Origin of the sequence: Methylomonas defluvii (assembly GCF_033949435.1) — a bacterium.
Classification (GTDB): Bacteria; Pseudomonadota; Gammaproteobacteria; order Methylococcales; family Methylomonadaceae; genus Methylomonas; species Methylomonas defluvii.
In genome coordinates this window covers 217592-234125 of the sequence record NZ_JAXARY010000001.1, presented here as the reverse complement: position 1 = coordinate 234125, position 16534 = coordinate 217592, and the positions used below count along the sequence as shown (strand labels likewise).

The 16534-nt window shown below is 48.9% G+C and carries 8 protein-coding genes; 1 reads left to right on the top strand and 7 read right to left on the bottom strand.

Features of this window, described 5'->3' with window-relative positions:
• Nucleotides 1-15: 15 nt before the first annotated feature.
• Nucleotides 16-3213 (top strand): conjugal transfer protein TraG N-terminal domain-containing protein, encoded by a 3198-nt coding sequence (locus QLH52_RS01115; protein ID WP_319960279.1) that lies wholly within the window; start codon nt 16-18, stop codon nt 3211-3213.
• Here QLH52_RS01115 and QLH52_RS01110 read toward each other — a convergent pair.
• From QLH52_RS01110 to QLH52_RS01080, 7 genes are all read right to left on the bottom strand, one after another.
• A complete protein-coding gene (locus tag QLH52_RS01110; RefSeq protein WP_319960278.1) occupies nt 3203-3823 on the bottom strand; it encodes a hypothetical protein in 621 nt (206 codons plus the stop codon). The two genes, QLH52_RS01115 and QLH52_RS01110, sit on opposite strands and share 11 nt — an antisense overlap.
• Before the next feature lie 575 nt (nt 3824-4398).
• Nucleotides 4399-7920 carry a response regulator gene (locus QLH52_RS01105; RefSeq protein ID WP_319960277.1) on the bottom strand — a complete coding sequence of 1174 codons (3522 nt, stop codon included), beginning with the start codon at nt 7918-7920 and terminating at the stop codon, nt 4399-4401.
• Nucleotides 7921-8112: 192 nt separating this feature from the next.
• A complete protein-coding gene (locus QLH52_RS01100) occupies nt 8113-9345 on the bottom strand; it encodes a methyl-accepting chemotaxis protein (protein WP_319960276.1) in 1233 nt (410 codons plus the stop codon).
• 58 nt (nt 9346-9403) lie between these two features.
• Nucleotides 9404-11272: a diguanylate cyclase gene (locus QLH52_RS01095; protein ID WP_319960275.1), complete on the bottom strand. Its 1869-nt coding sequence runs from the start codon at nt 11270-11272 to the stop codon at nt 9404-9406.
• A 101-nt stretch (nt 11273-11373) separates the two neighbouring features.
• The gene (locus QLH52_RS01090) at nt 11374-13473 is read right to left on the bottom strand and encodes an EAL domain-containing response regulator (RefSeq protein WP_319960274.1); all 2100 of its coding nucleotides are present in this window, start codon (nt 13471-13473) and stop codon (nt 11374-11376) included.
• Nucleotide 13474: 1 nt separating this feature from the next.
• Nucleotides 13475-14425, bottom strand: a complete 951-nt coding sequence (locus QLH52_RS01085) for a GGDEF domain-containing response regulator (protein WP_319960273.1) — start codon at nt 14423-14425, stop codon at nt 13475-13477.
• The gene (locus QLH52_RS01080) at nt 14422-16530 is read right to left on the bottom strand and encodes a two-component system response regulator (protein WP_319960272.1); all 2109 of its coding nucleotides are present in this window, start codon (nt 16528-16530) and stop codon (nt 14422-14424) included. The genes QLH52_RS01085 and QLH52_RS01080 overlap by 4 nt, the downstream gene beginning before the upstream one ends.
• Nucleotides 16531-16534 lie beyond the last annotated feature (4 nt).

Below are 16534 nucleotides of genomic sequence, written 5' to 3'. Positions count from 1 at the left end.
AAAGGCAGGTTGCCCATGTTTGAAATCTTCTCCGTGGGCGATTCCGCCTATTTGCAAGCCGTCCTCAATGCCATAGCGATGATTTCCGGAACCGGCGATTACCGGACCGCGGCAGCCGTCGGTGGTTTGATCGGCGTCATCATTGTGATGCTTCGGGCTTTGTTGCAATGGGACGGCCGCGGCATTCGCTATCAGGATTTACTGCTGGCCTATGTGTTGTGGTTGATGCTGTATGCGCCGTCGGTACGGGTGTCGATTGAGGATGCTTATACCGGTAGCGTGGTGGTGGTCGACAATGTACCGTTGGGGCCAGCCGTGGTGGGCAGCGTCATGTCGAACATGGGCTATCGCACCACACGGCTGTTCGAACAAGGCTTTGGCACACCGTCGATGACCGGCAACGGCTTTGCCGACAGTTTGCAGACCTTGACGGCGGTGCGGAAGAATCTGTTGTCGCGGGTGAATCTAGGTGCGGCTAACGCACCGAATGCCGGTAGCGACATGGAAACCTCGTTTGCCAACTATGTCCGCGAATGTACCTTGACCGGGGTAGATTTGAATTTGAAATCGGTGGATGCGATTTTACGTGATGCCGATCCACTGAATGCGATCAGGTTTGATTCCGACATCTACATGACCCAAATCTATGTCGGTGGTCAACCGCAAACCAAAACCTGCACCGATGCTTGGGCCGATTTGAGTGTCGTGGCCAACGGTAATTTCACGACGGCGCTGGAAAGTTTGTTGCAACCGACCTTGGGCGTACCGGCGGCAGCCGACACCGTGCCGAAAGTCCAGGATGCCTTCGATGCGTTGGTCGGCCCCGGCGTAGTCGATGCCGCCGATTACATGCTGATGTCGGCGATCATGCCGATGTTTGAGAAAGGCGTGATCGGCCGGCATGAAGACGGCTTGCATTGGAACAAAGCAGCGATGGTGGAACAAGCCATTCAACAACGCAATACCCAATGGGCGGCTGAACAAACCTTGTTCTCGAAAATCGTGCGGCCGATGATGGCCTTCATCGAAGGTTTGAGTTATGCCATTGCGCCTATCATGGCCTTTGTGGTAATGCTGGGTAGTGTCGGCATCCGGATGAATATCGGCTACTTCTCGATGCTGCTGTGGATCCAATTGTGGATGCCGATTCTGGCGGTGATCAATCTGTTCATCCAGATGTCGGCCGCCGGCAAAATGGCGGCACTGACCACGGCCACCTACAAATTGCCATCGATGATGGGCATTTACCAGCTGGATATGGAGTTGCAGCAATGGCTGTCGATCGGCGGCATGCTGGCGGCGTCGACGCCGGCTATTACCTTGATGCTGATCTATCGGGGTGCGGTGACCGCCACCCATTTCCTGGGGCGGATGGACGGTGGCGATTACGTAAATGAAAAAATCGCTACGCCCGATGTGATTAGCCCGGCACCGGTCTTGAATGCGCAAGCGCAACATCAATACAGTCCATTGTCGGCGGTCACACAAACCGGCGTTGACAAGGTGCTGCCGACCTTTACCGCCGGCAAGGACATGAGTGCGGCCGTATCGTCGGCCTATTCAGCGTCCGAGCAAGCCACCAGCAGCTTCATGCACAGCGTGTCGTCCACGGCCTCGAAGTCGGCCAGCATCACCAGCGATGCCTTTGACAGCCGTTCCTTGGGTAATCAAATCGCCAGCAGTTCCAGTTATACCGATGCCTACAACCGCCAGTTCGGTGAAGCCTTTGCCAAAAAACATGCCGATACCGGCATATCCGCCGATCAGTTCTCGGCCTTGGTGGCCGGTAGTGCCAACGCCGGGGCCAAGCTCGGTAACGACCAACTCAGCGGCGCAATCTCCGGCCGCTTGCAGAACGATTTCAAAGTCAGTCAGGACAAGTCCGACGCTATCGCCGCCGACATCAGTCAAACCGTCAATGACAGTCAGGGCTATCAAGCGGGGTTAGCGAAAAGCCTGGCGCTGGATGCGCAAACGGGTACACGTCAAGTGGCGTCTATGGGCTTGCAAAACCAAGATCTGTCATCCTTGCAACACAGTGCAAGCGATGTCGTATCTGCCAGTGAATCCTATCAACAAACGCTATCGGCTCAACAACGCTTCGGGTCACAAGCGAGTTTCGGTGCGGCGGAAACGGGATACAAAATCGCGCATGATTCTGGCTTGATGGAACGTCTGGATCGTACGTTGGACCAGTATGGCTTACGAGGTGATACACAGCGGTTGGCGTCGCAATGGAAAGCGGCAGGTTGGATCAGCGATGCCGATCAAGCCTATGCTGCTGCCGGCATCTCGTTACTGACCGGATTTTCGTCACCCAGTTACCGCACGCTGGACGATCAACAATCGCACCAAGCGCACATCTCGGGTTACCAACTGTTGGGCGATGCCTTTAATGCGCCACAGGCCGATCAATCCTGGAACGCTAACCATAACGAATCTCTGAAAACCAATGCACCGGAAACTGGTAGGGTTCAATCAATCGTCGAACAGGCCAATCTCAAAGACCCACGCGCTGAAACCGAATCGCTAAATCAACGAGCACGGGCACAGATTGGTTCAGCGACGGGAAAAATTGCCGGTGGCGAAGCCCGTGTTGAAGCACAACACGATCGAAATCTGGCTGAGCGTGAACAAAATTCAAGAGAAGGCTTTGGGCAATTGGCGAATGTCAAGGCGGAGCACTTTAGGCAATCGATTACGGCTGCGGCTAATGACACGCCTTCGGCCGCAGAGGCTTCTTACAATTATCTGGGGGGCAGTCTTTATAATTCAGTCAAAAACATCGAGGCAGTAGGAGTTGGTAGCCAACAATTCGTCAAGGAGTTCTGGACTCATGCTAACGAAGCATATACTAAGGGTGCTGATTACTGGGACGCTATAAAGTATGGTGCATCTCAATCTTATTCTGGATTTAAAGAGGCAACAAAAAACTGGGCCGACCAAAGAGTTAATGAAGTAGCGGATAAACTAACTCCCAGCCAGCAAGTCTATTACCGAGCGGCTATGATTGATGCCTTCTCAGGCATTTCCGTCTATGGTGACAATGCTGGAGATTTGGGCTACGCAAAGCGGAAACTCCTAGATGAGGAGGGTTCGAACGATGGAAATAATATCGCCGAACTATTGAAAAGTGCTGCGGGACAAAATAGAAATGATCTGATCAATCAGGTCGCTAACTACAATCGAGCCCGCGGATTGGTTAATTATTGAAGTGTGTTTCTTGTGATGCTTCGCGGAATTGAGCTAAGCCAGAAATGAGCCAGCGAATCAACATCACAATGAAAAACATCACGAGGTAAGCAGTAGCTTCTTGAACTTGATTAGCAATAAATATGGCCAATAAGACTATAGCCGCCCAATAGTGATTACTTTGGTGAGAGAACTTGGCTGCTATGATTTCAACACATTGAAAAATCAGTTCTGCCAAGGCTAGCGGTGCAAAGACAATGGTACCGAATATTGCAAAACGTCCCAAGCTGCGAGGTAGAAACTCCCAAGAACTTAAATACCCGATGACGGCAAAACCAATAGCAATAATCAAAAGACGAAAAAAAACAGTAAACGATAGCTTCCGAGTATGAAAACGCTGCAAAAGGCGCTGTAAGCCACTCGGAAACTTTGCAAAGGTCGCACCGCAAAACGGGCAGATTGATCGCAGTGGTTGACCATAATACGTCACGACCCTGGGTGCCATGAGTCGATTGCATTCGAGGCAATTGACCGTGGCATGATGACCAGACAATACCGAATTTACGAATCCAGTTTGGTTCGGCTTACTTGACTGTCTTAAGCGACGTGAGCGCGATGAAAACGAGGGCATTGATATCTCCGATCTTGCATAACAGGATTATCGTACTGCGAATAGGCTGAGCTGCCAAGTTAGCTTTAGGCCAATTCGATTGATAGCCATTGACTCTGAAGTTCTGTGACCTCTAGGCTTCGCCCACCACAACGCAGCCAAATAAAGACGAAACGGGATATTTTTAAACGGATTTAAACCCGAAACCTGTCGTTCAAATTTCCTAGTTTTTTAGGAACTGGCAGACAAGACCCGGCCAATACCGGCCGGTCACGACCGGCCGCTTTATGGTGATTAATTTGGCAAAATAAAATTCGACATTTGCTATAGCTTTTAGCTAATCGGTTCCGCTCAATAGAAATTGTGCGTTGATAATCGGGGTTAAAAAAGTAATGACCAGTTACTCAAAAGTAACGAAAGAGGTCTTCCACTATAGTAAGAACGCAGCCAATACAGTTCAAAAGAACATTCCAAAAAGCAGGTCGATTCGCACCGTCAGCCTGGCCTCAGTTTGCACTTATCGGAGCCAGACAGTGCGGTATCGATAGGCAAAAAACACACATTAGGCCGTATTTCATTAATGCAATCGAAATCAATCAATGCCCTTCGTTAAGCATACTCTTTTTACTCCAGGCGAGGAGTAATTCGTCAATAGCTGCTTTGATGGCCTCAATCATTTCCGCAAAATTGACTGGGTTAGCCTGTCTGGCATTACGCTCCAGATCGGCAGCCAAGGCTACCAAACGAGCGGCGAAAAAGTGTCCCACCATACCTTTTATGGCGTGAGCTGCATCGGCTAACGCCGGCAGATTATCTGCGGCCAAAGCTGTTTCCAGGTCGGACAATCTAGCTGGGCTTTCGTCGATAAACAAATCGATCATGGTTTGCAGTAATTCAGTATCGTTATCCAAGCATTCTAAGCATGAAGCGGCATCCCATACAGCCGCTTCGCTAGCGTAGTGCTCAGTAATTTTGCTGTCAACCTTCCTTGTGACGGGCGTGCTTTTTTCTAGCCAGCGGGCCAAGGTTTGCGCGAGCAAGATTTTAGAGACCGGTTTACTGAGAAAATCGTCCATGCCGGCTTCCAGGCATTTATCGCGTTCTTCATTGGAGGCATGCGCAGTTAACGCTATTACGAAGGTGCGCTTCAATTGGTTGCTTCGTTCACGCCCGCGTAAGGTGCGAACGGCTGTGTATCCGTCCATCACCGGCATCTGGCAATCCATCAATACTAAATCGTATTCGTGCTTCGCCATCTTCTCCAATGCTTCAATGCCGTTTTCCACAAGATCAACGTGGCAGTTAAAGCGGGCCAACATACCCGTGATTACTTTCTGATTGATTTTGTTGTCTTCGGCGATAAGGATGCGCTTACCGCCATAATCCGGCGTAGAGGTATCAATAGTTATCTCATTGGGCGTTGTTTCGACCTGCGCCTGCAAGGTGTTAATGATGGCATCAAACAGCGTCGCTTGCCGTACCGGTTTTAACAAGGTTTGCGCAAAACCGAATCGAGTTCGTTCACTTGCGCTGTCGAAACCGCCTGACGACAATAATAAGCGAGGTATCCGCGCAATTGCAGGCACTTTGCCGATGGCATCGGCCAAAGCGTAACCGTCCATGTCCGGCATGTGTAAATCAGACAATAGAATATCGAAGGGCCGTTCGTCGCGCACTGCAGCAACCAGTATCTGCAGTGCGTCAGCAGCATTATCGATCTCGCTTACCGTCATGCCCCAATATTCAAGGTAATGGCGCAGGATTTTGCGGTTGGTCGCATTGTCATCCACGATTAAAACACTTTTTTCGGTTAAGTCGACAATCGCCATCGAATCCGCCTCACCGGCTTGCAGCGGCAAGGTGAACCAGAAGCAGGCACCCTGATTGGGAACACTTTCTACCCCAATGTGTCCTCCCATCATCTGCACCAAGTTTTTGCTGATGGAGAGCCCCAGACCGGTACCGCCGAAGCGCCTTGCGGTCGAGCTGTCGGCCTGTGCAAACGGCTGAAACAGTCTGGCTTGTGTTTCCGGATTCAAACCAATGCCCGTGTCTGTTACCTCGACCCGTAACATGCCTGTCTTGCCGGACTGTTCTAGCTGCATTACCTTGATAAACACTTCGCCGTTATCAGTAAATTTGACGGCATTACTGATCAAATTGGTCAACACTTGGCGAATTCGATTGGGATCACCCTGCCAGTGTTTTTGTAAATTCGGCGGTAAAAAACAGTTGAGTTCCAGACCCTTGTCGTGAGCACGATTGGACATCAACGCGCACACTTCCTCGACCAGTGCCGACAAATCAAATTCGACCTGCTCTAATTCGAGTTTACCGGCTTCCAGCTTAGAAAAATCCAAAATGTCGTTGATGATAATAAGTAAAGACTCCGCCGAATTGCCGGCGGTATCGATCAGATCGCGCTGCTCGGCGCTAAGATCGGTATCTTTGATAAGATCCAACATGCCCAGCACACCATTCATGGGGGTTCTGATTTCATGACTCATGTTGGCCAAAAATTCCGATTTTACCCGGACGGCTTGTTCCGCTGTATCCTTTGCCACTTCCAGCGTTTTTTTCGCCTGCTCCTGCAACAATGCCAGTGCCAACATATCGCCGACTTGCTGTAACATGGTCAATCGAGACTCCTCGCGGCTTGGGTAAGGATCAGTATATAAAAATAAAATCCCCAAGGTTTTGCCTGCCGATACGACAGGCACAATGTAGTGACCGTGTGCCTGCATGCCCTCGAAAACATGGTCATGACGCGGATCGCAAAAGCAATCGTCTGAGACGATCAACTCCTGAGAAATGGCGGCCCTTCCACACAGGCAAGCACCGTAAGGAATGCGTTGCTCCCGGTGGATGAATTCCTCGCTGAACAGGCCCTGCAATACGAACATATCTAAAAAATCTTGCTCGGGGTCCTTCAAAAAAAGCCCCCCCTTTCGCTGCAGATCGAACGCCTTCAATTCGAACAAAATATCCAGCACTTGAGTGATGCGCTGCTGTAATGGTAGCGTTTTTTGCAAAGTTTCCGAAATGACCAATCTGGCAACGGTATCGGCATTCTCCATCAACAACACTTGTTCCCTGTGGACTTGCTCGGTGATATCGCGCTGAATTTGAACGTACCCCATCACGACTTGCTTATTATCGCGAATGGCTGTGATATTGATTTCTGCCCAATAATCTCTCCCATCGGGTGGTGTGGTCTGACCGGCAATATGGAAGGGGCCGGCACCACGGCGGCGATTCAACAAACGGCCACTCCAGGTACCGCTTTTCTGCAGCGCGCGTTGCAGGCAGCCAAGCGTTTCCGGGTTTGCATTCTGGCTGTCCAATGTATTCGCTGAACAACCAAGCAAATCGGACTCCAGCCAGCCGGTAAAACGGCATAAGGTTGGATTGGCATATTCAATATGACCGGCGAGATCGGTGATCATAATCATCTCATTGCTGGCATCCAGTGCCCGCTTTAACGTCAGTAAACGCTTTTCGTTTTCTTTTAGCTGGGTAATGTCGCGACGGATAGAGATGTATTGCTCCGGTTTGCCGTCCGTTCCTAAGATAGGCACAATAGTGCTATCCACCCAATACAACGTGCCCTGTTTATTTCGGTTACATAATTCGCCTTGCCAAGGTTTACCTTTCGAAATAGTGCGCCACATAACGCGGATAAATGTTTTATCGTGATGGCCCGAATTGACGATCCTGTGATCCTGGCCCACTAGTTCATCCTGGCTGTAACCGGATACTTGGCAAAATAAATTGTTAACAAAGGTGATTCGCCCATGTACGTCGGTGATGCTAACCAGGGCATGAATATTCAATGCCTCAAATAACTGGCGTTGAAATGCAAATTGACGTTCGTTAATGTGTTTTTTCTGTGCAATCGTTATTAACAAAGGTTGCAAAGCATATGACCATATCGATATAGCCGCCAAAACCGCCGGCACGATAGTATCGGCAAAATCATACTGCCGCGGCGTCAGCGACACCCCCCATGACGGCAATGCTTGCAACAGACTTATTGTCAGAATCTCGAACGAGATTATGGTAGCGCTAATGATGGCAATGTAATAAACGAATGAGGTTTTGATGTGTGGTTTTGGCATACGCATTATCGGATAAATGATTTTTTATTCATGCCCACTCGTTTTTAACCACGCACCGGACTTACCGCAAAGTGGCATGCAGGCTCAGCCGATTTTCCAGTGCTTGGTTCGCTTCACGGTAGAAATACCTTCTAGAAAATTTGTAGGCTCTGTTCGGAAAAAACGGCTAATGTAGGAGGCATACATACCTGATTACCAAAGTTCGATGTCCTCCGAATCTTCAACGGTATTCTGTGCGGCTTGAGAAGTCGTTTCAGTGTCTGCTGCAGCTCGCGGTTTTTTTCGTTTGTGGGTGTGCCATGAGGCATCGTTAACGATAAATATCTCCAATTGTTGTTTTAACATCTCATAAAGCTTAACCAAATCTTGATTGGAAATGCTATGGATGCGAGAGTTTTCCAGAGAATCGGCGTTCAATTCGGTGAGGCAGTCGGAGGCCTTTCGGGTTTTTTCCACGAAGGCTGTTTGTTCTGCAATTGAAATCCTGATATTACTGGCGACGTCATTAATATTTTGCGTAGACTTTTGTATTTCGGTCAGTTGAACTTCGGCCTGGGTGGATTTGAACATGGATTCCTGCATGGCCGCCTGACTATTGGCCATCGTATTAACCACTGCTGTCGTGTTTTTTTGAATGAGTTCAATCGTTTGTTGCACTTCAATCGTCGATTGCCGCGTACGCTCAGCTAATGTTCTAACCTCATCAGCAACGACAGCAAATCCACGCCCATAGGTTCCCGCCCGTGCCGCTTCGATAGCGGCATTGAGTGCCAATAAATTGGTTTGGTCGGCAATGGTTTTAATCACTTCAACGACGTTGCCAATTTGCGCGCTGCTGATATGTAGCGCTTGGATTTGTTCCGAGGCGCACTGAAGGCTGGTGGATAATTGATGAAAACTGAGCATCATTTCATTAGCCAACTTTTGGTTTTCATTCACACAGGCCATGCCCGAACGGGCTGATTGAATAATTTCATCTGCACGCTGATTGACTAATTGGTTCGATGCATAAACATCGTTGATGGCTTCAATCACCGAGCGGCCGATTTGCGTTTGCATCACGGCTTTTTGGGTATTGGCACTATAAGTATCCATCAACTCCTGAGCCATAGGCAGCAAGCGGGAGACAGATGCTCGTACATTTGTAATCGTATTTTCGCCGCGTTCCAGCAAGATGTTGAGCGCTGATAAAGAATCCATAACGGTATTATTTTCAGCGGTTGGCATACGGCGGGTTAGGTTAATTTTTTCTGATTCAAGAATCGTCTGGATATGACATTTGGCTGCGTCCAAGCGTTTTTTCACAGCGCGCTTATTCAAATAATAAGCGATTGCAATAAGCACTATATCCTGTAACAGGATAACGATGAAGGCCGGCAAGCCAAACAGACATGAACTCACAATCGGTGATAAACAATTTTGCATAAGAATCAGCGCTATCCGTGGGATTGATTTTTAAACATAGGTTTTGACCAGGACAATCTTATAACGGTGCCAATTGCACTGCATTTCGGGTACTGTTTTTGACCTGATACAAGGCTTCATCGGCTAACGTTAACAAGGCCTGACAGCCCGGTTTATCATTCACGGAGCCGGCAACACCCACACTGACGGTGACGGACCGTTTCAAAGCGAGTTCGGGCGGCTGATGAGTTTCTATGGCCTTGCGTATCCTTTCGCCCACTGCCAGCGCAGTCACCCCGTCGGTGTTCGTGGCCAGAATCAAGAATTCTTCCCCACCAAAACGGCAGACAATGTCGCTGGCTCTGGCCGCTGATTTCATGATTTTCGCAGCATGGACTAATACACGGTCACCTGCGGCATGTCCCAACAAGTCATTGATGGATTTGAAGAAATCCAGATCCAGCATCAGTACGCTCAGTGGCCGGCGATAGCGCACGGCAGCCGCCCATTCCTGCTCAAGACGTGTCATGGCGTAGCGGCGATTCTGCAGACCGGTCAGCATGTCCGTATTCGCCATCATGGCCAACCGACGGTTGGCAACGGCTAATTTGGCATTCGATTGTTCGAGACGCTGTTTATCCTGATCCAGGTTGCGTTGCAACATGACAATACGTTGCCCCGCTCGGATTCTGGCCAGTAAAATTCTCAAACTGACCGGTTTGGTGACAAAGTCGTCAATACCCGCATCGAAGGCTTTCACCAGATCATCTTCCGTTTCCGATGCGGTTAGCATGATGATATATAAATTTTCGCCGAAAGCAGAACGGCGCAGGGTATTGCAGAGTGTCAACCCATCCATGGGACTCATTCGCCAATCGGTGATCAATAACTGCGGCATCTTTTCCACTAGTTTCCTCAACGCAGTTTCCGCATCGCGGCAACCCACGACATGATGGCCTGCCGCAGTCAACTGTTTGGATAGGCGCGCCAGTAATACAGGGTCATCATCCACGAGCATAATATCCAACCCTAACGGGGCGACTTGGTCTTTATCAGCCTCATCGACCGGCGACAACCGTACTTGAGTGTCAATTTCGATCTGTTGGCCCCATTGTCGCCATTGCTGCTCGATTTCGTCGAGAAACGCTTGGAGCGAACTTGCCTCGATGTGATGATGTTGCGCCCGCGATTCGAGTTCAGTCATTAACTTGGCTCGACGAGATTCGTTGGTGACACAGTAGCACGCTATTTGGCGGGCAAAAGCCAGTTGCTCGGCAAAGCGGGCTGTGCGAGACGCGTCGGTTGAGTCGAGGGTTAAGCTGAGTTTTAGCGCATCGATAAATACACTGGGAAAGTCCCAGTCCCGCAATAGCAGTTGGGTCAATTCTCGATGATCCGTTGCAAAATGCTCAAACTCCACCGCCAATAAGTCAGTTATAGGGGTTGATTGCAGGCATTCGCTATAGCGATCGGGCCAAGCAGTCGCCAAAGCCAATTTGCCAATATCCGATAGCAACCCCAAAGTAAAAGCTTCATCCGGGGCGACAGTGCGTTCCCTAGCGGCCATGGCGGCGATGGCAACCGCCATGGCTAAACTCTGTGACCAGTACAACGGGTAATCAAAGCCCGAGCACTGGCCTTTTTTATAGTTGCCCACCAACGACAGGCTCAAGGCAAAGTTGCGTACCGACTGCATACCCATCATGATTACGGCATCGTGAATATTGGCTACCGGTCGGCGGGCGCTCAAGGCCGCCGAGTTGATAAAACGAAGGATGCGCGCGGAAAGAGCCGGATCTACCTTGATCAATTCGGACAGCTTATGAATGTCGGCATCATCCCGCTGTACGAGTTGCGTGATGGCCAACGCGGTGCCGGAGGGCGATGGCAGACGCTCCAACGCCTTGAGCTCCTGAAAGTCAAATGAATTGTTTGTACTATTAGTCATTCTTAGCTAACTCCATGGATATCTACTTAAAATGTTCCAGCGCCAGCATGTCGACGCAGGCGCGATACGTGCCAGTTTTTGTGCTCTGGATCAATCCGTTCTTACGAATTATGGATGTACTCCGATGCGCTTTGATACATATGCTCGAACGCTTCGGCTGGCAGCGGGCGACCAAACCAGTAACCCTGAAAATGTTTACAGCCTTGCGCTAACAACTTGTCGTATTGACTTGCATTTTCGACACCTTCCGCAATGACCGTCAGCCCCAAATTTTGTCCCATGGCAATGATGGTTCTCACAATGACTTCGTCGTTCGCATCGATAGCGAGCTCCCTAACGAAAGATTGATCAATTTTCAATTCGTTGAGTGGTAATTGTTTTAGCTGAGACAATGACGAGTATCCGGTTCCAAAGTCATCCATCGAGAATCGAACTCCCAAGGCTTTCAGTGCGTTCATTTTTTCAATAATTGAACTAACACCTTCCAGTACCGTACTCTCGGTAATTTCCAACACTAAATGATGCGGCAAGATACCCGTCTCGATGATCAATTCTCGAAGATCGCTTACGAAGTCCTTGTCACGGAACTGACAAGGGCTGATATTGACACTGAGCTGAAATTGTTCCCAACCCGGTTTCATATTCCAAGTGCGTAGCTGTAAGCAGGCTGATTTCAAAACCCATAGCCCAATGGAAATAATCAACCCTTTTTCTTCCGCCAAGGGTATGAACTCACTGGGGGGGATCATACCTTGTTCCGAGTGTTCCCAACGAAGTAACACTTCCGCGCCGGTCAATCGCTTATCTTGATCAAATTGAGGTTGGAAAAAAATAGTTAACTGCTGTTCACTCACGGCCCGGCGCAAATCGGTCTCCAAGGTAATACGCCTCTCGATGTCGCGTTGAATTTGCGGATCATAAAATTTGAAGCAATTCTTGCCGGCTGCTTTAGCGCGATACATGGTAGCGTCGGCTCGTTTGATCGCCTCTTCAACATCCAGATCGTCGCCTGTAAATAGATAAATACCCAGACTCGCCGTGAGGTGTTGCTCAATCGAATCAAACACCAGGGGTTTCGTAATAGTTACTAATATTTTTTCGGCAACTTCTTCGGCTTGCGATGCTGCCACCCACAAATCTTTGGACAAGTTTTCAATAATAACAGCAAATTCATCACCCCCCAATCGAGCGATGACATCTTCTGTACGTAAACAATCCTGGCGTAAACGCAAACTGATTTCTGTCAATACTTTATCGCCAAGACTATGCCCATATATGTCGTTCAACCGCCTGAAATCGTCGATATCAATAAATAATAAGGCGCTAGCGTGTTGGTGACGACTGCAAGCTGAAAGCACCTGCCGCAACCGTTCTTGTAGCTGGCGACGATTGGGTAGATTCGTCAGGCTGTCGAATCTACCCAAACGACTGATCTCATCCTGCATTAATGTTTGATCCGTAATATCGGTCTTTATTGCCAGATAATGCGTGATTTTGCCATCGGCTTGAGCGATAGGCGAAACGTTTGCGCGCTCGATATATTCGCTGCCGTCTTTGCGGCGGTTAATGAATTCGCCACGCCAAGTTCGACCGCTGGTCAACGCAGACCAAAGATTCTGATAGGCTTGTGCAGATGTCTTGCCGGATGCCAGTAACCGGGGGTTTTGACCAAGCATTTCCTGCCGGGAATACCCACTGCTTTTTTCAGACATTGGGTTAACGTATTCAATATTGCCGTCGATATCCGTGATAATGATGCTGTCGGAACTTTGCTCAACAGCTTGGGCAAGTTTGCGTTGTTCGTCGTAATGATGTTTGAGTGCGAGGTAATTTTGTACTCGCGTCTTAATCAGAACGGGATTAGCCGACTTGTGAATAAAGTCGATGGCGCCGGCCGTCAATGCTCGGGTTTCTGTGTCGACATCGGTGTGGCAGGTGACAAACAAAATCGGGACATCGCTTAATGCGTACTGGTTTTTGATGCGCTGACACAAATCAATACCGTTCAGTTCCGGCATCTCGATATCCAATAGAATGAAATCAGGTGTCACCGACAGGGCTAATTCTAAGGCCTGGGTACTATCGGTGGTGAAATACACTTTGCCCACATCCTTGAGAATTTGGGTCAATACCCGAATCGCTCCCGAATCGTCGTCAACAATCAAAATGCGTGTCTGCTTACAAGTTGTCATACTATCCATGTCATGTCCTTACACAATTTCTGCCGGAATTTTTAGCCGTATACAATGCCCTGTCTGCTCGCTTGATCAGGTTATTTTCAGTTAATCCGCAAGGGACGCCGGACTGAAGCCCTCCAGGTTTACGCCAACAAATTTCTGTATTTTGACAAAGCGTTACAGTCGTGGCGATGCCCGCACTGACAGTAATCGTTGATGGTAAAGTCGAACCGGCGTGTGCGATACGCAAACGCGATACCTCCTGCCGAATGCTCTCAGCGATATCGTATGCCTCTTCCAGCCCGCATCCGGGTAATAAAACCGCGAGCTCCTCCCCACCATACCGAGCTACTACATCACTCGGACGTTTTACGTGGCGTGCCAGGCAATTGGCAACTGCTCGCAAACAGTCATCACCCGCCAGATGGCCGTAACGATCGTTGTAGGATTTGAAAAAATCGATATCCAGCATGATCAGTGACAACGAATGGCCACTCCGGCAGGCGCGTTGCCATTCCCGACTCAGCGCTTTGTCGAATGCCCTTCGATTCGCAATATTGGTCAGACCATCCTGCATAGACAGCATTCTCAACTCATCGGTTTGTCGCTTCAATGCCAGATAATTACTGACACGTGCTTTAGTTAGCACTGGATGAGGCGGTTTATGAATGAAATCAATGGCTCCCGATGTCAATGCCCGACTTTCCTGATCAATACCGTTTTGGGCGGTGACAAACAGAATCGGTGTATCCGTAAACATCGCGTCGCGCCTGATTTGCTCGCATATTTCAAAACCTGTCATATCAGGCATCTCTATATCCAACAAAATAATATCGGGGAGTATGTTCTTCGCCAGCTCTAAAACATGGGTGCCGTGGGTAGTAAAATAAATTTTGCCAACGCTTTTTAGTATTTCGGAGAGCACTCGAATCGTGCCCGGCTCATCATCTGCGATTAATATTTTGAAATCAGTCATTTATTTGGAAATAAGAGTGAACTGGATTGATCAAAATGGTTACTTTCAAACTCTTTCGCATCTTGCGGGCGTCCAAAAAGATAACCCTGAAAATGATGGCACCCATAACCACGCACCAGTTCATGCTGAAATGCTGTTTCAACCCCTTCGGCAATGACCGAGAGTCCTAGACTTTGCCCCATGGCAATGATGGTTCGTACAATGACCTCATCACCAAGGTCAATGCCAAGGTCGCGGACGAAGGATTGATCAATCTTCAATTCGTTTACAGGTAGCCGTTTAAGATAGGATAAGGACGAGTATCCTGTGCCGAAATCATCCATTGAAAAGCTAAGACCTCTTGCTTTGAGTACATTCATTTTTTCGATCGAATCCTCGACGTTTTTCAGAATGGCGCTCTCGGTGAGTTCCAAGGTCAGGTTTTTTGCCGAGACGCCAGTTTCCAAAATAATTTCTGAGACGTTGGCAATAAAGTCTTCCTGATGTAACTGGCGCGAGCTGATATTGACGCTGAGGGTGAAACTTTCCCACCCAGATAAGTTATTCCAGCGTCGGAGTTGGTGGCAAGCTGATTTTAAAACCCACAGACCGATGGGGATAATCAAGCCGGTTTCTTCTGCCAAGGCTATAAACTCAAGCGGGGAAACCATGCCAAGCTCCGGATGCTCCCAACGTAACAGTACTTCAGCCCCCGTCACTCGGTCGTCTGTACCAATTTGTGGCTGGAAAACGATTCGAAACTGATTGCGAACCAAGGCGCTATGAAGTGCCGCTTCCAACTTGGCTCGTTCTTCCTGTTTTGCTTGAATATCGGGGTCAAAGAAACAGAGGCGATTTCGTCCTTCAATTTTAGCGCGGTACATCGCTGCTTCAGCCCGCTTGATGGCTTTGTCAACATCTTCATCCGAGCTATTCGAGAACAGATATAAGCCAGCGCTGGCAGTGATATGATATTCAACCGCATTCATCTCAATCGGTTGATCAATCGTGCGAAGTATTTTCTGAGTACAGATTTCTACCTGTCTCGCAGCTTCGGTGTAGTCATCGTTGATATCTTCAAGTAAGAAGGCAAATTCATCCCCCCCGAACCGGGCTATTAAATCCGCAGCCCGCACACAGCTATTACGCAATCGCATACTGATCGCACAAAGAAAACGCTCACCAATGCTGTGTCCCCAGGTATCGTTGATTAACTTAAAGTTATCAAAGTCAATAATAATGACGACTCCATAGCGTTTACTACGTTGACTGGCGGCAATCGCCTGATCAAGGCGGTCCTGAAAATGGCGCCGATTGGGCAATTGGGTCAATGTATCGAAATAAGCCAGCCGTCTGATCTGGTCTTCGGCGGCTTTTTGATGGGTGATGTCGGTTTGGACCGATAAATAGTGGGTGATTTTACCATCAGGTTGACGGATCGGTGAAATGGTCACCAATTCGATATATTCGCTCCCATCCTTTCGGCGGTTGATAAATTCCCCTTTCCAGTTTTTACCGCCGGTCAATGCTGACCAGAGTTCCACAAAGGTTTCCGCTGGTGTCTTGCCGGAAGCCAGTATGCGGGGATTCTCGCCAATGACTTCTTGTTGGCTATAGCCCGTGTTCCGGAGAAAAGTGTCGTTGACATATTCGATGTTGCCATCAATATCCGTGATGATGACGCTTTCAGAACTTTGTTCGACAGCCAAGGCCAGCTTTTTCAGATGATCGGTACGTTGTTTGAGCGCAAGGTAATTCCGAACGCGCGTTTCGACCAGCAGAGGATGGGGAGGCTTTTCAATAAAATCAATGGCGCCGGCCGTCAAGGCACGGGTCTCGATATCAATATCGGAATGGGCGGTGACGAACAGTACCGGCACATCATTGAAAGCAGGATTACTTTTGATCAGTGCACACACATCAATGCCGTTCAACTCAGGCATTTCCACGTCCAGAATAATAAAATCCGGCGCGACCGACATGGCCATCTCCACGGCATCCGTACTCTTGGTAGTAAAATGAACCTTGCCAATATCCTTTAGAATCTCAGCCAGTGCGCGAACGGTTCCGGGATCGTCATCAACGATTAAAATTCGGGATTGATTTCGAGACATGTTGATAGTCATGAGT

Coding starts and splice junctions, on each gene's coding strand:
- QLH52_RS01115 (WP_319960279.1), top strand. CDS start 16: ATGTTTGAAATCTTCTCCGTGGGCGATTCCGCCTATTTGCAAGCCGTC.
- QLH52_RS01110 (WP_319960278.1), bottom strand. CDS start 3,823: ATGCCCTCGTTTTCATCGCGCTCACGTCGCTTAAGACAGTCAAGTAAG.
- QLH52_RS01105 (WP_319960277.1), bottom strand. CDS start 7,920: ATGCCAAAACCACACATCAAAACCTCATTCGTTTATTACATTGCCATC.
- QLH52_RS01100 (WP_319960276.1), bottom strand. CDS start 9,345: ATGCAAAATTGTTTATCACCGATTGTGAGTTCATGTCTGTTTGGCTTG.
- QLH52_RS01095 (WP_319960275.1), bottom strand. CDS start 11,272: ATGACTAATAGTACAAACAATTCATTTGACTTTCAGGAGCTCAAGGCG.
- QLH52_RS01090 (WP_319960274.1), bottom strand. CDS start 13,473: ATGGATAGTATGACAACTTGTAAGCAGACACGCATTTTGATTGTTGAC.
- QLH52_RS01085 (WP_319960273.1), bottom strand. CDS start 14,425: ATGACTGATTTCAAAATATTAATCGCAGATGATGAGCCGGGCACGATT.
- QLH52_RS01080 (WP_319960272.1), bottom strand. CDS start 16,530: ATGACTATCAACATGTCTCGAAATCAATCCCGAATTTTAATCGTTGAT.